This is a genomic window from Actinoplanes sp. CA-015351, assembly GCF_050955685.1.
Classification (GTDB): domain Bacteria; phylum Actinomycetota; class Actinomycetes; order Mycobacteriales; family Micromonosporaceae; genus Actinoplanes.
The window spans coordinates 5,668,146-5,687,500 of sequence record NZ_CP192102.1; the positions used below are offsets into that span (position 1 = coordinate 5,668,146).

Sequence of the window (19,355 nt, forward strand, 5' to 3'; positions counted from 1 at the left end):
CCTTTCCCCAGCGGGGCATGCGTTTCCAACGCGACAACGGGTGAACCTCCGGGGTGCTGATGCGGGCGGTCACCCTGCAGATCGGCAGGAACCCCGAAACGGCTGAGGATCATCCGCCGGCACCGGTACCGTCGAACACCCCCGGCAGGTTCCCAGTGAGGTAACGCTGCACGGTCGGCCCGATCGCCGCCACGACCACGTCGATCGGCGCGGACGCCAGCGGCTCCACCTTGATCACGTACCGGGCCATCGCCATCCCGACCATCTGACTGGCCGCGAACGTGACGCGCAGCTGCCCCTCCGCCTCGTCGAGGCCGAGTTTCGGCACGGCCCGGCGCAGGATCTGGGTGATGATGAACTCGCGGAACATCGTGGTCGCCCACTCGTTACCGACCGTCGAGCGCAGCAGCGCCACACCGGCGGCACCCGCTGGGCCGTCCCAGATGACCAGGAACGCCCGGACGAACTTTTCGCCGATCTCGTCACGCGAGCCCGCCGCCGCCTCGGTGATCAGGTCGAGCGGGTCCATCGGCGAGTTCATCGTCGCCAGGAAGAGCTTGTCCTTAGAGCCGAAGTAGTGATGCACCAGCGCCGGATCGACTCCGGCACTGGTCGCGATGGCACGGATCGAGGCGCCGTCATATCCCTTTTCGGCGAACGCGCTGCGTGCTGCCGCCAGGATCGCTTCGCGGGTGTCCGGGTTACCGGGACGGCGTCCGGTCCGTCGCACTCTTTCTCAACCCCTTCTTGCGTACGCTCACAGCAGTTGATCTCATCCCGTCCGGCGCCGCAAGGTCGCCGCACCGAGGGCGAGTGCGACGATGATCGCGCCTGCCACCACGATCAGATCACGCCACATGGTTCCGGTGGCCTCGGCGTGCGCGCCGACCTCGGTGAGCGCCTCCACGGAGTACGACAGCGGCAGCGCGTTGCTGATCGCTTGCAGCCATCCGGCCATCTGGTCGCGGGCCACGAAGAGCCCGCAGAGCAGCAGCTGGGGCGCCGCCACGACCGGCATGAACTGCACCGCCTGGAACTCGGTACGCGCGAACGCGCTGCACAGCAGGCCGAGGGCGACACCGAGCACGGCGTTGGCCACGGCGATCAGGATGACGAGGCCGAGGCTTCCGGCGGTCTCCATGCCGAGCACGCCATAGGCGAAACCGGCCGCGACAGCCGCTTGCAGGGCCGCCGCGAGACCGAACGCGACGCCGTACCCGAAAAGCAGGTCGAGCTTGCCGACCGGGGTGGTGAAGAGTCGTTCGAGGGTGCCGTTGGTGCGCTCGCGGAGCATCGCGATGCTGGTGATCAGGAACATCACGATGAACGGGAAGACGCCGAGCATGATCAGGGCGATCCGGTCGAAGGCGCCGGGCGTCCCCTCGTACATGAAATAGATGAGCGTGATCAGAAGCGTGGGCACCACGATGATCATCGCGATGGTCCGCGGGTCGTGCCGCAGCTGGGTGAGTATCCGCCGGATGGTGCTCGCCAGGATCATGTGGTGGCCAGCTTCTGGTCGCGGATCAGGCGGAGAAAGGCCTGGTCGAGGTCGTCGGTGCCGGCGGACCGCTTGACCGCGGCCGGGGTGTCGTCGGCGATCAGCACGCCCTCGCGGATCAGCAGCAGCCGGTCGCAGCGGTTCGCCTCGTCCATCACGTGGCTGGAGACGAGCACGGTGGCGCCGTCGGCGGCGAGCCGGCGGAATTGGTCCCACAGCTCGTCGCGCAGCACCGGGTCCTGGCCCACGGTCGGCTCGTCGAGCACCAGGACGTCGGGCCGGCCGACGATCGCGCAGGCCAGCGAGGCGCGGCTGCGCTGCCCGCCGGAGAGGTCGGCGACGAGCTGGCCGGCGTGGCCGGACAGGCCGACCGCCTCGATCGCGGCGTCGGCGTCCTTGGCGGTCAGCCGGTAGAGGCTGGCGAAGTACCGGGCGTTCTCCCGGACGGTCAAGTCGGCGTAGACACTCGGCGCCTGTGTCACATACCCGATCCGGCGGCGCAGCGGCGCCGAGCCGGCCGGGTGGCCCAGGACGGTCACCCGACCTTCTTTGATCAGTTGGACGCCGACGATGGCCCGCATCAGCGTCGTCTTGCCGCTGCCGCTCGGTCCGAGCAGGCCGGTGACGCTGCCGTGCGGGATGGTGCAGGTGAAGCCGTTGAGGACGATTCTCTTTCCGCGTTTGATCACGAGGTCCCGGACCTCGATCGCGTTGTCGGACATGGTGTCAAGGTATGCCGATGTCCGCGCTAATTCAACAGGTGATGAATTTCTGGCGCCATGTGCGATTGGAAGAAGCCGGCCGCCTCCTCCGCCACCTGGTCCAGGGCGCCCGGCTCGGAGAACAGGTGCGAGGCGCCCGCGATCACCCGCATCTCCGCGCTGATCCGCATGGTGTTGCGGGCCTGCTCGTTGAGATCGAGCACCTCGATGTCCTTCTCGCCGACCAGGAACATCGTGGGTGCGCGTACCTCCAGCAGGGCCGGGCCGGCCAGGTCGGGGCGGCCACCGCGGGAGACGATCGCGCGTACCGCCTCGGGCCGGGCCGCCGCCGCGACCAGCGCCGCGCCGACGCCGGTGCTCGCACCGAACAGTCCGAGTGTCAGCGCCGCCGTCGGCGGGTTGTCCCGCGCCCAGTCGATGAGCCCGATCACCCGGTCGGCGAGAACACCGACGTCGGTTCGCATCTGACCGGTACGCGCGTCCACCAGCTCCTCCTCCGGCGTCAGCAGGTCGGCGAGCAGCGTGGCGAACCCGTACTCGTGCAGTTCCGTCGCGACGATCTGGTTGCGCGGGCTGAGCCGGGAGTCGCTGCTGCCATGGGCGAAAACGATCAGCCCGGCGGGGTGCTCCGGCAGACACAGGTCGCCGTTCAGGCGTACGCCGCCGACCTCGATCCGTTCCTCAGTTCTCCAACTGGTCATGACCCGAGGATTACCCGTCCGAGCTGCTGATATACGCCTTTTCGGTTTGCCTCAGCGGGGGTCTTCGTTTGTCTCAGCAGGGGTCTTCGTTTGTCTCAGCAGGGGTCGCGCGGCACCGATCAGGAGGAGGAAGAGTGCTTACGGGAGTCGAGGCCGCCATGTCCATTTCCCGGTTGAACCGCAGCCAGCCGGCCCCTCCGGCAGGCCCGGCCCGGCCCGCGCGGGACCGCAACCACCACGCCCGCGAGGACGCCGCGTCGCTGACCGATCGTGATCGGGAACTGATCCTGCAGGCCACCGGTCAGCAGATCAAACCCGGCGACGTCAACGCCGGATGGATCAACTCATTGGCCGCCGCCATCGCCGCCGACCGCGCCACCGGCACACTCGCCCCCGGCCAGGAGGTGACCGAGGTCTACCTCAAGGACCTTTCCCGGCGGTACGACCGCAACGGCGGGCGCAACCCGGTCGCCGGATACCTCGAACCGGCGCTGCGCCACCTCGACCAGCAGGGCGCACGACGCGGACGGCTCGACGTGAGCGCCTGACAACCCCCGTTGCCGCCAGGCGCCCACGCCAAGATCAAGGAGCCCGCTGGGTACGGTCCACAAGCGCCGCCGCCACGTCACGCAGCTTGCGGTTGCTGTCCTGGGACACCTTCGTGAGGATGCCGAACGCCTCGTCGGCGCTGCACCGCCGCTCGCCCATGATGATGCCCTTGGCCTGCTCGATCACGGCCCGGCTCTCCATCGCGGCCTGCATGTGCTGAGCCAGGTTCACGGTGCTGTCGTAGAGGTGCGCGTTGCCGAGCGCCACCGCCGCGTACCGGACGAAGGTCTGCGCCAGGGTCACGGCGTCGTCATCGAACGCGTGCGGCCGTTCGCCGTACAGGTTGAGCGCGCCGGCCATGCCCTCCACGATCGGCAGCCCGACCGACAGCACACTGCCGAACCCGGCTGCCGCGGCCAGCTTCGGCCAGCCATCCCAGCGGTCGTCGTTAGCGGCATCCAGAACCGCAACCGTCGTCGGGCCGGGCGCCGTCGTCGTCGGGCCGGGCGCCGTCGTCGTGCCGGGCGCCGTCGTCGTGGTGTCGTGCGCCGCCGTCGTCGGGCCGGGCGCTGCCGTCTTCGTGTCGTGCGCTGCCGTCTTCGTGTCGTGCGCTGCCGTGAGGCAGGGGCCGCCGGACCGTTCGTACTGCCGCTCATCCAGCATCAGCGTGGCCGCGCTGGTGTGCGCCGCCGTGTACGCCTCGCCGTCACGGATCATGGTGATGGACACCTGGTCGGCGCCAGGCAGAGTCCGCCGGGCGAGATCAGCGACCTGGTGCAGCACACCGTTGAGGTCGGTCTCGCCCAGCTTGATGCGGCCTAGTTCCGCAAAGATGCGGCCGAGTTCCGCGAAGGAATCGGTCGGGTCGTGCGCCTTCAACGTCAGAGGATCCCCGCAGCGGTGCGCGATCCGCCGAATGCGGCTCGCGTCGGTTACCGGTGGTGCTGCCCGGACAACCACGTGGTGTGGCCGCCGGATCCGCGCCGCTGCTTGACGCTGGTTGGCCGATGTCGATGGACGACTTCGGCCGCAGTTGGCAGATAATACCCAAGAACCTCCGCGAGGCGGACACCGGCGGGTACTCACCCGTTAGTGGGGAGGTTGTCGGGGTATGCCGCTGTTTGGGTTCTCCCCGTTCTTGAACTCACGACGTTCTCGCTCGACGTGACCCAGACTCGAACTCATGACGCCTGACCTGGCCGATCCCACCGCAGCCCTGCACGAGCTGGGCCGGATCACCCTGGGCGACACCGACCTCGAAGGCGTCCTCGACCAGGTCGCGACCCTGGCGAAACGTGCCGTACCCGGCGCCCACGAGGTCTCGGTGACCCTGATCCGCACCGACGGCCCGCGCACCGTGGCCTGCACTGGCGACGCCGCCCTCTGGATCGACAAGTGGCAGTACGAGAACGGCTGCGGCCCCTGCCTCGCCGCCGCCGCCGAACGCTCCACCCTGCTCGTCGACGACGTCCGCGCCGAGAACCGCTGGCCGGGCTGGCAGGACCACGCCGGCTCGGTGGGCGTACACAGCGCCCTCTCGGTGGGCCTGCCCATCCACGAGACGGCGACCGGCGCCCTGAACATCTACGCCGCCTCCGCCCAAGCCTTCGACGCCGACTCAGTGGTCCTGGCCGAAACGTTCGCAGGCTACGCGGCGGTCTCCCTGGCGAACGCCCACTTGTACGACACGACGGCAGCCCTGGCCCGCCAGATGCAGCTGGCGATGGAGAGCCGAGCCGTGATCGAACAGGCCAAGGGCATCATCATGAGCCAGCGCAGGTGCACGGCGGACGAGGCCTTCACCATCCTGTCCAAGGCCTCCCAGGCCGCAAACCGCAAACTCCGCGACGTAGCCGCCACCTTGGTAACCCGAGCCTCCCGCCCCTAACCCACCCACCCACCCCACTACCCTTCCCACCTGGCCCACCCAGCCACCACCCTTCCCACCTAGCCCACCTGGCCCACCTAGCCCACCCAGCCACCACCCTTCCCACCTAGCCCACCTAGCCCACCTGGCCCACCTGGCCCACCCAGCCCACCTGGCCCGCTGACCCGCCGCCCTTCCCGCCTGGCCCACCACCCGGCGCCTGCCCCCCTGACGGCGTGTTTGCCAGCCCACACCAACCCGACGGCACAAGCGACGCCCAGCGCCCAGCGCCCAGCGCCCAGCGCCCAGCGCCCAGCGCCCAGCGCCCAGCGCCCAGCGCCCAGCGCCCAGCGCCCAGCGCCCAGCGCCCAGCGGGATCTTGAGCCTTTGTAGACGCCTGGGTCGCAAATGACTCAAGATCTGCGGGAAAGCAAGATCGACCGCGCCAGCCCCCACGACCACGACGGCGACGGCGAGCCGACTGCGACCATCAACGCGACTGCCGAGCGGGCGCCCCGGCCGGCGGCCATCACCGTGCCGCCGCATGGGTCGGATCAAGCGGCGCAGTGGCCCGAGCGAGTTGAGGGAACACGGTGACCCGGCGCCACGTGGACCAGCGCACACAATCGCGCGGAAAAGCGTGGACGAAACCACACCGTTGCCGTCCGTGTGCCCACATCACGGCTATGGCGTAGACGAGAACGCACAGAACCGTTCCGTGCGCTCCTATCCATCCTGCGTCCCACCGACGACGAGCAACCAGCGCGGCTCGATCGATCACCCCTCGGCCGGCCAAGCGCAATCAAGGGCACACGGTGGGCCCTCACCCAGCCAAACCTCGGCCAATCCAGAGCCCACCGTGGGCCCTCATCCACGCCGAACCAAGCCCAACCCAGAGCCCACCGTGGGCTCCCAACCACGCCGAACCAAGCCCAACCAGAGCCCACCGTGGGCCCCCAGCCACGCCAAACAAAGCCCAACCCAGAGCCCACCGTGGGCTCCCAACCACGCCAACAAAGCCCAACCCAGAGCCCACCGTGCGCCCCAACCACGCAAAAAAGCGGAATCGGAAAAGCGAAACCGAAAAGCGAAACCGGAAAACGCCACCCAACACCACAACCCCGCAACGCAAACCCCGCCCCAACCCGGCTCACACCAAGTGCTTGCGTAAAACCTCCACCACCCGCTCCACATCCTCACTAGTGGTCCGCCAATTACTGAAAGCCGCCCTCAACGCCGGAACCCCCCGATAAACCGTCGGCGTCAAGAATGCTTCACCCGACTCCGCGACAGCCTCGACAGCCCGCCCCACATCACCGGCAAAGGTGAAGCAGACGACATTGAGGCGTACCGGGGAAAGGAGCTTGACCCCCGGCACAGCCGCGAGCCGCTCGCCGAGAAGATGCGCCGCCGCGATGTCGCGCTCCACGATCTCCCGATGCCCGCCGACGCCGTAGGCGGCGAGGGTGAACCACGCCGCAAGCGCCCGTAGACGGCGCGAGTTCTCCGGCGTGAGATGCACATGATCAGGGTTCGGACCGGGGTCACCGAGATAAGCGGCGGCATTCTGGAACACCCGGACCTGAAGGTCACGACGCCGGGTGAACTGCACGGCCGAGTCGTACGGAACATTCAGCCACTTGTGCAGATCTACACAGACCGAGTCCGCCAACTCCAAGCCGTCGACCAAATGAGAATGCGACGGTGAGAGGGCCGCGAAAGCGCCGAACGCCGCGTCGACATGCAACCAGAACGGATACCGGGAACGCAGTGCGGCGATCGCCCGCAGATCATCGAAGTCGACGGTGTTGACCGTTCCCGCATTGGCGACAACGATGGCCGGACGCCCGCCGAGTTCATCGAGCAGAGACGAAAGGGCCGCGACGTCGACAGCCTCCCGGCCCTCCAGCGTGGGCACCAGACGCAAGGAGTCACGACCGATTCCGAGCATCGCCAGCGCCTTGACCACGCTGGAGTGCGGTGTGCCCGACAGCACCGTTACCGGGCCGAGCGCCCCCACGCCCTGGCGTGCGACCTCGACCCCGAGCTGCTCCCCCAGCCACTCCCGGCCGATGGCGAGGCCGACGGTGTTCGACATGGTCGCGCCGGAGACGAACGTGCCCGTGAAGTCCTGACCGAGATGGAACATGTCCCGCAGCCATCCGACCGTCTCGTCCTCGAGGTCGGCGGCCGACGAGCCGGACCGGTTCGACCCGTTCTGGTCGAGCGTTCCGGTCAGCCAGTCGCCGGCGAGCGCGGCCGGAGTGACGCCGCCGGTGACGAAGCCGAGATAGCGCGGCCCGGCGCTGCCGGAGAAACCCGGCGCCCAGCGCTCCCCGAACAATGCGAGAGCACCGGCCGCGCCGGCACCGTCAAAAGGGAGTGGCGCAGGACTCAATGTCCCGGAACCACGCGCCACCGCCCGCTCGTCGATATCGAGCAGCAACCGCGTCGCGTAATCACGAGTGGACTGCAACAGTTCAGGAAATGCGGCGAGGTCGCCGGCGAGTAATGGATCCACGTCTGCGAACGTAAATCCCCCACCGGCGACCCGTCGCGGTCCACTTCACGAACGCTGGCCCCTGACCAGCAAGAAAACCCAGATCACCGAGGCGTGTAGATGAACCCCACCTTGTCCACTGCCGTTCCGGATCGCCCGTGGAAGCCCGCGATCTGCATACCGGCCGGGGCGGTCCGCGTCACACAGTCCGGCGTAGTCGTCCCACCAGCAATGCTGTTACCGAAATTAGTGGTGAACCGCGCGTAGAAGATCCGAGTACGCCCGCTGTAAACCCCACGGCAGGCATAGGCACTCGTCACGTATTCACCACTGCCGAGCACCAGCGTCTTGGCCGTCCCCCCGGTCCCGCCGTGCGCCAGCACGGTCCCGCTGGCAAGCGTCGCCGAGACCTGATCGACACGAGTCCCGGCACGCAGCCCGATCGAGCGGAGCGGCCCCGCCGCGTTGATGTCGTTGTAGTGATCCCCGTGCGGCCCGCCGAACTGCTCACTCACCTGGTACGCCGGGTTCGAGGCCCAGCTGAACGAGGTACTGATCGGGAAGTGGTCGGACAGCATCAGCCCGTCGGTGGTGACGAATCCGGCGTGCTCGTTGTGATACCCGACAGCGTTCAACGTGACGGACCGGCTGCTCCGATAGAGAACCTTGTCGACCACCTCGCACGTGTCGGTGATCGCCGCCGCGTCACAGAGCAGCGCGTCGGCACCGGCGGCCGGGGCGACCCCGCCGCGCTCCAGTTTCACCCAGGCGTCGGTGAGCCCGTTGGCGGTGTTGAAGTCCCGGATCGTGTCGGCGGCCCGGGTGTACCGCGTGTTCGTGTCCCCCATCACGATCACCGCGTTCCCGGCCGAATGCGACGCGATGAAAGCGGTGAGCTGACTCAGATTCGAGGCACGCGACTCCTGGTCACCCGCGTTGGTCCCGGCATTCGTGTGCAGGTTGTAGAAGTCGACGTAAACGCCATCGGCAACCCGGGTACGCGCGAACGTGAACCCCTTCGGCGTAAGACAGTCCCCGGAGTCGAGCTGACAGGAATCCCAGTCACCACGCTCGAAGTCGTCGGTGTCGTACGGCAACGTGGACAGAGTGTTGAGCCCGGACCCGATGCCCGCGCCCCCGCTTGTCGGCGTCCGGTACGCGTGCGTGGTGTCCGCCGCGTACAGATAGGCGTGGTAGTTGAAGTCCTCCTGGACCTGAACCACTTCGTACGGTTCGAGGCGCTGACCGATCGCGGTGGTCGCGGTCTCCCGGTCGACCTCGGCGCTGGAGAGCAGTTCCGGCAGGCCGGCGACGTTGTAGGTGAGCACGTCGAAGGATCCGCTGGCGGCATGGGCAGGAGTGGGGACGGCTAGCAGGGCGGCGGCGAGAACGCCGGTCGCGAGGATTCCCTGGCGAAGCATTACCGGACGGTAACCAAAGGCCCAGGCCGGAGGGAAGAGTCAATCGGCGAACGTCGAGTTACGGAACCGAGCTGAGCTGCTGCTTTAAGATTTGTTCACGTTCACAACATAGGAAATTGGGAGAGCCTTAGCCGGGCACACGAAAGCTGAGCTCGATCTTGCCGACCAGCTTGGAGCTCCCCCATGAATCTCAGCCGCCGTAGCCTGCTGCGCGCCTCCGCCGCCGGAACAGCCGGCCTGCTCGCCGGCCCGCAACTCCTGTCCACAAGCGCGACAGCGACAGCGACAGCGACGACACAAGCAGCAACAACAGCAGAAACCGCTGCGGCAGCCTTCGTGGACAGCTACCAGACGAACATCACGGCGAACCTCACCGCCGAGACCAACGCCGCCGTCCGGATCCTCACCGGCATGAAGCAGGTCTGGTCCACCGGCACCGCCTGGAACACCGGCACCGTCCTCGACCAGGCCTTCCTGCGCGCCAACGTCCGCTACTGCGTCAAGACCACGCACGAGCGCACCGACGCCGAGGCCGCCCGCGCGTTCGTCGTGGACCGCCAGCACCAGAGCTACTCGGTGATCGCCGGCCTCGGCCCGCTCGCCGACGTCTACAAGGCGGGCGCGCTCGCCGTCACCAGCATCACCTCAGCCCCGGCGACCACCCCGGCCACCACGATCAGCGACGCGGTCCCGGCCGGCGCCCCGGCAGGCTCGGCCATCGGCGCCGGCTCCCCCAGCTCCGCGCTCGGCAAGGTCGTCACCCTGGTCAACACGCTGCGCGGCAACTACTCGTCGGGCAACCCGTCGAAGTTCTCCTACCAGTACCCGCGCCCGTGGCGGATGAACGCCGACAGCGAGGTCGTGCCCACCGGCGAGATCGACGCGCTGGGCTTCCCGGTCTACGAGTCGGACACCGTCGTCGTCCCGCAGCTGCTCCGCCAGCGCAGCACGAACCCGGCCGAGGACGGCGGTTATGTCAGCGGCCACACCAACGCGCTCTACCTCGCCTCGATCGCCCTCGCCTACGCGGTCCCGGAGCGCTTCCAGGAGATGATCACCGCGGCCTACGATCTGGCCGAGACCCGGATCATCGCCGGCATGCACTCCCCGGCCGACGTCATCGGTGGCCGCATCCTCGGTACCGCGCTCGCCGCCGCCATCCTCGGCGACGCGGCCAACGCGACCCTCAAAGCCGAGGCGCGCGCCCAGGCGCTTGCCTACTTCCAGACCCAGGTCGGTGGAGACCTCTTCGCCTACGCTCACTCTTCGATCACCAGCGATGGGTACGCGGACCGCGCACGCAACGCCGCCATCGTGAAACCGAAGCAGACGTACGGCCTCCCGCGCACCCGCAACCGCGCCGCCTTCACGGTGCCGAAGGGTGCCGAGGTCCTGCTCGAGACCCGCCTGCCGTACCTGGACGCCGCGCAGCGCCGCGAGGTCCTGCGCACCACCGGCCTGGCCGCCGGTAACCCGCTGCTGGACGGCGGCGAGCAGTGGGGCCGCCTCGACCTGTTCACCGCGGCCGACGGTTACGCCGCGTTCGACGCCACTGTCGCGGTCAGCCTGGACGCCACGGCCGGCGGCTTCTCGGCGGCGGACACCTGGCGCAACGACATCGAGGGCCGCGGCGGCCTGATCAAGCTGGGCACCGGCGCGCTGACCCTGGCCGGCGACAACGAGTACCAGGGCGGCACCACGATCGCCGAGGGCACCCTGGTCGCGGCCGCGAAGAACGCGCTCGGCTCGGGCGACGTCACGGTCACCGGCGGCACGCTGCGCCTCACGGCGGAGAAGGTCCACATCGGTGGCGAGCTGCGCCTGCGCGCCGGCACCCTCTCGGCGACGGTACGCCCGCACGGCGCCGCTCCGCTCACCGTCCACGAGGAGGCCACGGTCGGCGCCGGCACGGTTCTCGAGATCGCCGTGACCCCGGACAAGAAGTTCGACGCCTCCAAGGCCATCCCGGTGCTGAAGGCCCGCAAGATCCGCGGCCGCTTCGCCAAGCTCGTGGTGACCACCCCCGGCTACCAGGCCGAACTGATCCACCAGAACGACACGGTCGCCGTCCGCCTGCGCAAGGCCTGACCCACCACCCCAGGCCGGCTCGTGCTCGCGGTCGCCGCCAAGCCCGGCAAGCGACCACGAGCACCAGCCGGCCTCAGGCCGGGATGATCGGAGTCCCGGCCTGAGTCAATGCGGTCAGCACCGGGTGCGTGGCGGGCGCGTCGGTGATCACACCGGACACCTCGGTCGCGGGCAGCACCACGAACGGTGAGGCCGCGCCGATCTTCTCGCTGCTGGCCAGCACGTAGACGTCGGCAGCTCGGGCGGCCAGGATTCGCTTCATCGCTGCCTCGTCGGCGTCGCCGGTCGTCAGCCCGGCCTCGTGGTGCACGCCCGTCACTCCCAGCAGGAAGAGGTCCGCCGTCACCCGCTGGGCCGCCTCCGCCGCCGCGGCTCCCGACGTCACCGCCGAGTGCTTGAAGAGGCGGCCGCCCAGCACGTAGACCTCCACCGCCGGATGGCCGACCAGCGCCGCCGCCACCGTCGGGCTGTGCGTCACGATCGTCGCGCGCAGATCGTGGGGCAGGGCCGCCGTCACCGCCAGAGCCGTCGTCCCGCCGTCGAGCAGGACCGTCGCGCCGGGGCGGATCAGCGCGGCCGCGGCCGCCGCCACCCGTTCCTTGCTCGACGTGGCGACAGCGGCCCGGGAGGCGTAGTCCGCCACCGCCGCGGAGACCGGCAGCGCCCCGCCGTAGACCCGCTGGCACAGACCCGCCGTCGCCATCTCCCGCAGGTCACGCCGGATGTTGTCCTCGGCGACACCCAGCTCGGCGGCCATGTCCTTGGCCACGATTTTGCCGTCGGCATGCAGCCGGGCCAGCAGGTAGTCGCGTCGCTCCGCTGGCAACATTGCGCGTTTCTCCTTGGTGTTGTCGACTGTTACGTGTTTCGAGTGTACGTTCTCACCATGACTAACCGAAGCGGCATCGACATCCCTGACGCCCGTGGCCGCACCGGCCTGGACCGGACGGGACGCGACCTCACCGGCAACCCGGACGTGGTGATCCGGGACGTGGAGCTGCTCGCCACCGCGTGGCACGTCCTGCGCCGGACAACGTACGACTACCGAGGCCGTGACGGGCAGTGGAGCCGGCAGCAGCGGGAAACCTACGACCGGGGCGACGGCGCGACAGTGCTGCTCCACGACCCGGCACGCGACACCGTCCTGCTGACCAGGCAGTTCCGGTTCCCGGTCTACGTGAACGGGCACCCGGACGGCATGTTCGTCGAAACAGCCGCCGGGCTGCTCGACGGCGACGACCCGGCAGCGGCGATCCGCCGGGAGGCGAGCGAGGAGCTGGGCGTCGCGATCGGCGAGCTGGAGCCGGTCTTCAGCGTGTGGATGAGCCCGGGATCGGTGACCGAAAAGGTTCACTGTTTCGCGGCCACCTACAGCCCGGCACAACGCGTCGGCGACGGCGGTGGCCTGGTCGAGGACGGCGAGGACATCGAGGCCGTCGAGATTCCACTCGCCGACGCGCTCAAGATGATCGAGACAGGCGAGATCGCCGACGCCAAAACGATCATGTTGATCCAATGGAAGGCCCTTGACACACATCGACGCCGCCCATTGGATGTTACCGGGAGGTAAACACCGATGATCGGTCGTGCCGCGCTCGCCCTCGCCCTTCTCCTGCCCGCCGCACCAGCCCAGGCCGCAGTCCAGGCCGCAGCGCAGGCTGCCTGCCAGGCGCCCGCACCTGGCCTGCCCGGATACGTGGTCGCCGACCCGGCGTGCAACATCGACGGCACACCCTTCGAAGCGCTGGCCGGCGCCCGGATCTGGACCGGGATCAAGGACGGCGCGGCGTACCGGATCGAGAAGCCGAAACGCTGGAACGGCCGGCTCGTCGTCTACGCGCACGGCTTCCGGGGCAACGGGACCACCGTCTTCGTCGACAACCCGGCGCTGCGCGCGCACTACATCGAGCGCGGCTTCGCGTGGGCGGCCTCCAGTTACGGCACCAACGGCTACGACGTGTCGCAGGGCGTGACCGACACGCACGCGCTGATCGACGTGTTCCGGCAGGCCACCGGCGCCACGGCACGGAAGGTCTACATCACCGGCGCGTCGATGGGCGGCCACGTCACCGCCGTCGCGATCGAGAAGTACCCGCGCACGTTCGCCGGCGCGATGCCGACCTGCGGGGTGCTCGGCGACGTCGAACTGTTCGACTACTTCCTGGACACCACGGTCACCGCCGCCGCACTCACCGGCGTAAGGACAGACTTCCCCGCCTCACCCGCGTTCGGCGCCCAACTATCAAAGATCATCCCCGCCCTGGGCGTGACGACCGGCCTCACCGACGCCGGCCGTACCTGGTCCGGCGTCGTCGAGCGGCGCAGCGGCGGCGAGCGGCCCGGATTCGACGCGGCTTTGGCATATTGGAACGCGGCAGCACAGGGCGGCGTCCCGTTCCTGTTCAGCTTCTACCCGAGCCTGACCGCCGGATCCGTCGACAACCGGCACACGCTGTACCGCTCGACCGACACCCGCCGGCTGACGGCAACGGAGAAGAAGCTCAACGCCGACGTTCTGCGCGTCCGCCGGACCACCACAGCGGACGTGCCGGTGGTCGCCGGCAAGCCGCGGATCCCGGTTCTCTCGCTGCACGGGATCGGCGATCTCTTCGTCCCGTTCTCGATGGAGCAGTACTACGCCCGCGAGTCGCACGGCCGCAACTTCGTCTCCCGCGCCATCCGCGACGTCACGCACTGCGGCTTTACCCAGCCCGAGCTGCGCCAGGGCTTCGACGATCTGGTCCGCTGGGTCGAGACCGGCCGCCGTCCCGCGGGCGACGCGATCCTGGATCGGCGCACTGTCGCTGCCGCGACCTTCGGTTGTCGCTTCACCATTGGGGTACGCGGAAACTACCCGCCCTGCGGAGGCTGAACCGCCTCGGCGAGGGCCTCCCGCAGGGCCCTCGCCGCCGGTGAAGCCGCCCCGGCCAGCCGCTGCGCCGTGAAGATCGTCCGCCGCGGCAGTCCGTCCAGGTCGAGAAGCCGGCAGGACGTCTCCCGGCCCGCCCACACCAGGTCCGGGATGAGCGCGACCGCGTTGCCGGACTCGACAAGCCGCATGTGGGCCTGCAGGTCGGCGGTCTCGTACCGGACGTCCGGCTCGAAACCGGCCCGCCGGCACAGCTGCTCGGCGAAGTGCCGGGACGCGGCGCCGCGTGGCTCCATCACCCACGGCATCTGCCGGGCGTCCAGCAGCGAGTCCACCTCGTGCAGGGAAACCGCCGGGTCGGGGAGCGCCAGCCGGATCGCATCGGTGGTCAGATCTCGCCGATCGAGGCCAGGATGGTGCGGAGCGGCGTGAGCCGGGTATTGCTCTGCGATGACCATGTCGAAGTCGCGCGCCCAGGTCTCGCGCAGCGCCTCCTCGGGTTCGCGCTGGACCATCTCGACGCGTACGTCGGGAAAGCGCAGCGCCATGGCCCGCAGGGTGGCCGGCATGAAGGCGAGTGCCGCCGACTGGAAGACCGCGACCCGCACCCGTCCGGTGACCCGGGTCGCGGCGGCCTGCAACCGGGCCTCGGCGCGCTCCAGGGTGTCCAGGATCTCGCCCACCGAGGCGACCAGGACCTCGGCCTGCGGAGTGAGCTGCACCCGGCGGCCGGCTTTGCGCAGCAGCTGGGTGCCGGTCTCCTTCTCCAGCAGGCTGAGCTGCTGCGACACGGCGGACGAGGTGAAGTTGAGCGCCTCGGCGACAGCGGCGATCGTGCCCCGGACGGCGAGTTCACGGAGCAGGATCAGACGACGGATCTCCAACACCGCCGATACTTTAGCCCAACTTAAGAGCATCGCTCATAAAGCATCGCTTTTCCTAACCGGATGCCCGGACTCACACTGTTGCCGAAACCGGAAGGAGCATCCCGATGTCTGAGATCGCCGAAGAGACGATCGCCCTGGTACGGCGCTGGCTGCGCGAGGCCGCGGACGTTCGCGTCGGCGGCTCGGCAGCCCAGCTCGCCGGCGTGCTGCGCGACCCGAAGGGCCTCGCGTTCACGGTCGGCTTCGTCGACGGTGTGATCCGCCCGGAGGACCTGCGGGTCAGCGCCCGGGCCCTGCGCTCACTCTCCGCCGACGTCCCCGCGTTCCTGCCGCTGCACCTGCGCGCCGCGGTACGCGCCGGCGGCTTCTTCGCCCCGATCATGCCCGGCGTGGTCGTACCGATCGCCCGGCGCGCGCTGCGGCACATGGTCGGTCACCTGATCGTCGACGCGTCCGACGCCCGCCTCGGCAAGGCGATCGCCCGGATCAGGAAGCGCGACGTCCGGCTCAACGTGAACCTGCTCGGCGAGGCCGTCCTCGGCCGTGGCGAGGCAGCCCAGCGGCTCAAGAGCACCGAGCGCCTGCTCGCCCGCCCCGACGTCGACTACGTGTCGATCAAGGTGTCGTCGACGGTCGCCCCGCACAACCCGTGGGCGTTCGAGGAGTCGGTCGCCGACATCGTCGAGGAGCTGACGCCGCTCTTCACGCTTGCCGCCGACACCGGCAAGTTCGTGAACCTCGACATGGAGGAGTACAAGGACCTCGACCTCACGATCGCGGTCTTCACCAAGCTCCTGGACCGTCCCGAGCTGCTCAAGCTCGAAGCCGGCATCGTGCTGCAGGCCTATCTGCCGGACGCGCTGCGCGCGATGATGCGCCTGCAGGAGTGGTCGGCGGCGCGCCGCGAGCGTGGCGGCGCCGGCATCAAGGTGCGCCTGGTCAAGGGCGCGAACCTGCCGATGGAACGGGTCGAGTCGGAGCTGCACGGCTGGCCGGTCGCCACCTGCGACAGCAAGCAGGCGACCGACACCAACTACAAGCGGGTCCTCGACTACGCGCTGCACCCCGATCGGATCACCAACGTCCGGCTCGGCGTGGCCGGTCACAACCTGTTCGATGTCGCGTACGCCTGGGTCCTGGCAGGGAAGCGGGACGTGCGCGCCGGGATCGAGTTCGAGATGTTGCTCGGCATGGCCGAAGGCCAAGCCGAGGCGGTCCGGCGCGAGGTCGGTGGGTTGTTGCTCTACACCCCCGTGGTACGCCCGGAGCAGTTCGACGTGGCGATCGCGTACCTGATCCGACGGCTGGAAGAGGGCGCGAGCCCGGACAACTTCATGTCGGCGGTGTTCGAGCTGCACACGTCGGCGGAGCTGTTCGCCCGGGAGGAGCAGCGGTTCCTGGCCTCCCTCGCTGACCTGGACTCCTCGCCCGCCGAGATCCCGCTCGCGCACCGGGTGGCCGACCGCTATGCCGCCGTGCCGCGCTCGGAGCCCGGTCTGTTCGTCAACACCGCGGACACCGACCCGGCGGTGGCCGCCAACCGGACCCGGGTGCGTGCGGTTCTGGAGCGGTCCGCGTCGTCGCAGCTCGGCCTCGACCTGCCGCGGATCAGCGACCAGGCGCACCTGGACGCCGCGCTGGAGAAGGCCGCCGCCGCGTCGTGGGGCGGCGCCGACCGCCGGGCCGTGCTCCACCAGATCGGTGAGGCGCTCGAAGCCCACCGCTACACGTTCCTCGAAGTGATGGCCGCCGAGGCCGGCAAGACCGCTGACCAGGCCGACCCGGAGATCTCCGAGGCCGTCGACTTCGCGCACTACTACGCCGAGCTCTCGGCCGCGCTCACCGCAACCGACGGTGCCGTCCCGGTGCCGGCCCGGCTCACCCTGGTCACGCCGCCGTGGAACTTCCCGGTCGCCATCCCGGCCGGCTCGGTGCTCGCCGCGCTGGCCGCCGGCTCGTCCGTGGTGCTCAAGCCGGCCGGGCCGGCCGAACGCTGCGGCACCGTGCTGGCCGGCGTCATCCGCGACGCTCTCGGCGCCGCCGGGGCCGACCCCGACCTGGTCACCCTGCTGCAGGTCGAGGAGAACGAACTGGGCCGCTCGCTCATTGCGCACCCGCTCGTCGACCGGGTGATCCTGACCGGCGCGTACGAGACGGCTGAGCTGTTCCGCTCGTTCCGTACCGACCTGCCGCTGCTCGCCGAGACCAGCGGGAAGAACGCCATCATCGTCACGCCGAGCGCCGACCTGGACCTCGCCGTGAAGGACGTCGTGTCGTCCGCTTTCGGGCACGCGGGCCAGAAGTGCTCGGCGGCTTCGCTGGTCGTGCTGGTCGGCAGTGTCGCCCGGTCCGACCGGTTCCGGACACAGCTGCTGGACGCGGTGTCGTCGCTGGAGGTCGGGTACCCCGCCGATCCGCGTAGCCAGGTCGGCCCGCTGGTCGAGCCGGCCGCCGGCAAGCTGCTCGACGGTCTGACCACGCTCGGCGCCGGCGAGAAGTGGCTTCTGGAGCCGCGTTCGCTCGACGACTCGGGCAAGCTGTGGAGCCCGGGCGTACGCGACGGTGTGCGGCGCGGGTCGGCGTACCACCGCACCGAGTACTTCGGGCCGATCCTCGGCATCATGACGGCCGGCAGCCTCGACGAGGCGATCGAGCTGGTCAACGAGGTGGATTACGGTCTGACGTCGGGTCTGCACTCGCTCGACGCCGGCGAGATCCGCACGTGGCTGGACCGGGTTCAGGCCGGCAACCTCTATGTCAACCGCGGCATCACCGGCGCGATCGTGCGCCGCCAGCCGTTCGGCGGCTGGAAGAAGTCCGCGGTGGGCGCCGGAACCAAGGCCGGCGGCCCGAACTACCTGGTCGGCCTGACCGGCTGGGAATCCCGCGAGTCGTCAGCCACGGCCCCGGTGACCCACGACGGTGTCCGGGCGCTGCTGTCCGCCGCTTCCGCCCTGTCCGCCGCGGATGTCGCGCGGGTCGAGCGGGCTGCTCGCAGTGACGCGGCGTTCGCGCTGTCCGCGCTGGAGCCGTCCGACGTCTCCGGCCTGTCCGCCGAGCGCAACGTGCTGCGGTACGTCCCGTGCCCGGTGACGGTCCGGCTGGCCGCCGGCGGCTCGGTCGCGGACCTGGTACGGGTACTCGCGGCAGGCACCCTCGCCGGCGCCGACGTGCGGGTGTCGACGGCGTCGCCCCTGCCGGCGTCGCTGGCAGCCCTGCTCCCGGGCGCGGTGGTCGAGGACGACGCCACGTTCGCAGCCGGGCAGGGCGCCGGCCGGGTACGCCTCATCGGAGGATCAGCGTCCGCCCTTACCGAGGCGACCGGTGGACGCCCGGATCTGGCCGTCTGGTCTGGGCCGGTGACCGAATCCGGTCAGGTGGAGCTGCTGCCGTTCCTGCACGAGCAGGCGGTCAGCATCACGGCACACCGCTTCGGCAACCCCCTGGCACTGGCCGCCGAGGTCCTCTGAACCGATCTTCCTGGCCGGCTCGCACTGCTGTCCCGCCACCGGTGAGACAGCAGTGCGAGCCGGCCGGGGGCTCTAACCCGTGAAGCCGTGGCCTGCCAGCGCCTTCTCGATGCGGGCCCGGTGCGACTCCTGCCAGTCGTCGAGGGTCTCCGCCTCCTCCTTGGCGAGCTTCGCCCGAGCGGCCTCGAGCACCTCCGAGGACCGGTCCCGCGGCACCACCACGACACCCTCCTCGTCGGCCACCACCACATCGCCGGGACCGACGACGACACCGCCGCAGACCACGTCACGGCCGTGGGTGCCCAGCTCGGACTTCGTACCCGGGATCGGGATGACGCCCCGCGCGAACACCGGGAACCCGATCTCCCGCACCTCGCCGAGATCACGGATCAAGCCGTCCAGGACGAACCCCGCGATGCCCCGCCGATGCGCCACCGCGCAGACGTTCCCGCCGGCCAGGGCATAGTCGAGATCACCGGACTGCACGACGACCACGGAACCCGGTGCGGCCCGATAGATGGCGGCGTGCAGCATCAGGTTGTCGCCGGGCGGGCAGCTCACGGTGAACGCCGGACCGGCGATCCGCGGCACCGGCGTCCAGAGCGGCCGGATGCCGATGTCCATCACTCGTGAACGGTCGAGCACGTCAGCGAGCGTGGTAGGCGGAATGCTGTCGAAACCGGTCATACTTCCTCCATCGGTGGGCGGCACCCATGATCAGGCTGCCGGTCACCGAGGGGATCCCGCAACTGTCAGGCCGCCGGGATCCCGCAACTGTCA

Annotated in this window: 16 protein-coding genes; 6 read left to right on the top strand and 10 right to left on the bottom strand. The window is 69.5% G+C overall.

The features are described from left to right. Nucleotides 1–109: 109 nt before the first annotated feature. The 4 genes from ACQP2E_RS25895 to ACQP2E_RS25910 are packed head-to-tail and all read right to left on the bottom strand — an operon-like array spanning nt 110 to nt 2,924. The gene (locus ACQP2E_RS25895) at nt 110–730 is read right to left on the bottom strand and encodes a TetR family transcriptional regulator (RefSeq protein WP_433825536.1); all 621 of its coding nucleotides are present in this window, start codon (nt 728–730) and stop codon (nt 110–112) included. Between the two features lie 42 nt (nt 731–772). Next, complete coding sequence (locus tag ACQP2E_RS25900; RefSeq protein ID WP_433825537.1) at nt 773–1,501, bottom strand: ABC transporter permease; 729 nt, start codon at nt 1,499–1,501, stop codon at nt 773–775. Beyond that, nucleotides 1,498–2,223, bottom strand: coding sequence for an ABC transporter ATP-binding protein (locus tag ACQP2E_RS25905; protein ID WP_433825538.1), 726 nt, complete (start codon nt 2,221–2,223; stop codon nt 1,498–1,500). Before ACQP2E_RS25905 ends, ACQP2E_RS25900 begins: the two co-directional genes overlap by 4 nt. Before the next feature lie 26 nt (nt 2,224–2,249). Continuing rightward, nucleotides 2,250–2,924: a dienelactone hydrolase family protein gene (locus ACQP2E_RS25910; RefSeq protein ID WP_433825539.1), complete on the bottom strand. Its 675-nt coding sequence runs from the start codon at nt 2,922–2,924 to the stop codon at nt 2,250–2,252. A 134-nt stretch (nt 2,925–3,058) separates the two neighbouring features. Here ACQP2E_RS25910 and ACQP2E_RS25915 point away from each other — a divergent pair, with 134 nt between their 5' ends. Next, entirely contained in the window at nt 3,059–3,472 is a 414-nt protein-coding gene (locus ACQP2E_RS25915; RefSeq protein ID WP_433825540.1) for a hypothetical protein, read from the top strand. Between the two features lie 34 nt (nt 3,473–3,506). Here the strand turns inward: ACQP2E_RS25915 and ACQP2E_RS25920 are convergent, their stop codons facing one another. Beyond that, the gene (locus ACQP2E_RS25920; RefSeq protein WP_433825541.1) at nt 3,507–4,352 is read right to left on the bottom strand and encodes a GAF and ANTAR domain-containing protein; all 846 of its coding nucleotides are present in this window, start codon (nt 4,350–4,352) and stop codon (nt 3,507–3,509) included. 304 nt (nt 4,353–4,656) lie between these two features. On the opposite strand from ACQP2E_RS25920, the gene ACQP2E_RS25925 reads away from it, so the two are divergent. Beyond that, entirely contained in the window at nt 4,657–5,361 is a 705-nt protein-coding gene (locus ACQP2E_RS25925; RefSeq protein ID WP_433825542.1) for an ANTAR domain-containing protein, read from the top strand. Between the two features lie 1,129 nt (nt 5,362–6,490). Here the strand turns inward: ACQP2E_RS25925 and ACQP2E_RS25930 are convergent. Beyond that, on the bottom strand, nt 6,491–7,861 hold the full coding sequence (locus tag ACQP2E_RS25930; protein ID WP_433825543.1) for a pyridoxal phosphate-dependent decarboxylase family protein: 1,371 nt from the start codon (nt 7,859–7,861) through the stop codon (nt 6,491–6,493). An 83-nt stretch (nt 7,862–7,944) separates the two neighbouring features. Continuing rightward, the gene (locus ACQP2E_RS25935) at nt 7,945–9,261 is read right to left on the bottom strand and encodes a jacalin-like lectin (RefSeq protein ID WP_433825544.1); all 1,317 of its coding nucleotides are present in this window, start codon (nt 9,259–9,261) and stop codon (nt 7,945–7,947) included. A 183-nt stretch (nt 9,262–9,444) separates the two neighbouring features. Here ACQP2E_RS25935 and ACQP2E_RS25940 point away from each other — a divergent pair, with 183 nt between their 5' ends. Continuing rightward, a complete protein-coding gene (locus ACQP2E_RS25940) occupies nt 9,445–11,349 on the top strand; it encodes a phosphatase PAP2 family protein (RefSeq protein ID WP_433825545.1) in 1,905 nt (634 codons plus the stop codon). Between the two features lie 73 nt (nt 11,350–11,422). Here the strand turns inward: ACQP2E_RS25940 and ACQP2E_RS25945 are convergent, their stop codons facing one another. Beyond that, a complete protein-coding gene (locus tag ACQP2E_RS25945; RefSeq protein ID WP_433825546.1) occupies nt 11,423–12,178 on the bottom strand; it encodes a DeoR/GlpR family DNA-binding transcription regulator in 756 nt (251 codons plus the stop codon). A 57-nt stretch (nt 12,179–12,235) separates the two neighbouring features. Between ACQP2E_RS25945 and ACQP2E_RS25950 the strand changes: the two genes are divergently transcribed. Both ACQP2E_RS25950 and ACQP2E_RS25955 read left to right on the top strand, forming a co-directional pair. After that, nucleotides 12,236–12,919, top strand: a complete 684-nt coding sequence (locus ACQP2E_RS25950; protein WP_433825547.1) for an NUDIX domain-containing protein — start codon at nt 12,236–12,238, stop codon at nt 12,917–12,919. A 6-nt stretch (nt 12,920–12,925) separates the two neighbouring features. Beyond that, nucleotides 12,926–14,221: a prolyl oligopeptidase family serine peptidase gene (locus ACQP2E_RS25955; protein WP_433825548.1), complete on the top strand. Its 1,296-nt coding sequence runs from the start codon at nt 12,926–12,928 to the stop codon at nt 14,219–14,221. On the opposite strand, the gene ACQP2E_RS25960 is transcribed toward ACQP2E_RS25955, so the two are convergent. Continuing rightward, the gene (locus ACQP2E_RS25960) at nt 14,200–15,105 is read right to left on the bottom strand and encodes a LysR family transcriptional regulator (RefSeq protein ID WP_433825549.1); all 906 of its coding nucleotides are present in this window, start codon (nt 15,103–15,105) and stop codon (nt 14,200–14,202) included. The genes ACQP2E_RS25955 and ACQP2E_RS25960 overlap by 22 nt on opposite strands. 104 nt (nt 15,106–15,209) lie before the next feature. Here ACQP2E_RS25960 and ACQP2E_RS25965 point away from each other — a divergent pair, with 104 nt between their 5' ends. Continuing rightward, nucleotides 15,210–18,575: a bifunctional proline dehydrogenase/L-glutamate gamma-semialdehyde dehydrogenase gene (locus ACQP2E_RS25965; RefSeq protein WP_433825550.1), complete on the top strand. Its 3,366-nt coding sequence runs from the start codon at nt 15,210–15,212 to the stop codon at nt 18,573–18,575. Nucleotides 18,576–18,647: 72 nt separating this feature from the next. Here the strand turns inward: ACQP2E_RS25965 and ACQP2E_RS25970 are convergent, their stop codons facing one another. Then, complete coding sequence (locus ACQP2E_RS25970; RefSeq protein ID WP_433825551.1) at nt 18,648–19,262, bottom strand: RraA family protein; 615 nt, start codon at nt 19,260–19,262, stop codon at nt 18,648–18,650. Nucleotides 19,263–19,355 lie beyond the last annotated feature (93 nt).

What these genes read in the sequence shown, in the direction of transcription:
- ACQP2E_RS25945 (WP_433825546.1), bottom strand. Translation starts at nt 12,178, where the DNA reads ATGTTGCCAGCGGAGCGACGCGACTACCTGCTGGCCCGGCTGCATGCC.
- ACQP2E_RS25925 (WP_433825542.1), top strand. Translation starts at nt 4,657, where the DNA reads ATGACGCCTGACCTGGCCGATCCCACCGCAGCCCTGCACGAGCTGGGC.
- ACQP2E_RS25940 (WP_433825545.1), top strand. Translation starts at nt 9,445, where the DNA reads ATGAATCTCAGCCGCCGTAGCCTGCTGCGCGCCTCCGCCGCCGGAACA.
- ACQP2E_RS25900 (WP_433825537.1), bottom strand. Translation starts at nt 1,501, where the DNA reads ATGATCCTGGCGAGCACCATCCGGCGGATACTCACCCAGCTGCGGCAC.
- ACQP2E_RS25910 (WP_433825539.1), bottom strand. Translation starts at nt 2,924, where the DNA reads ATGACCAGTTGGAGAACTGAGGAACGGATCGAGGTCGGCGGCGTACGC.
- ACQP2E_RS25905 (WP_433825538.1), bottom strand. Translation starts at nt 2,223, where the DNA reads ATGTCCGACAACGCGATCGAGGTCCGGGACCTCGTGATCAAACGCGGA.
- ACQP2E_RS25935 (WP_433825544.1), bottom strand. Translation starts at nt 9,261, where the DNA reads ATGCTTCGCCAGGGAATCCTCGCGACCGGCGTTCTCGCCGCCGCCCTG.
- ACQP2E_RS25955 (WP_433825548.1), top strand. Translation starts at nt 12,926, where the DNA reads ATGATCGGTCGTGCCGCGCTCGCCCTCGCCCTTCTCCTGCCCGCCGCA.
- ACQP2E_RS25965 (WP_433825550.1), top strand. Translation starts at nt 15,210, where the DNA reads ATGTCTGAGATCGCCGAAGAGACGATCGCCCTGGTACGGCGCTGGCTG.
- ACQP2E_RS25950 (WP_433825547.1), top strand. Translation starts at nt 12,236, where the DNA reads ATGACTAACCGAAGCGGCATCGACATCCCTGACGCCCGTGGCCGCACC.
- ACQP2E_RS25970 (WP_433825551.1), bottom strand. Translation starts at nt 19,262, where the DNA reads ATGACCGGTTTCGACAGCATTCCGCCTACCACGCTCGCTGACGTGCTC.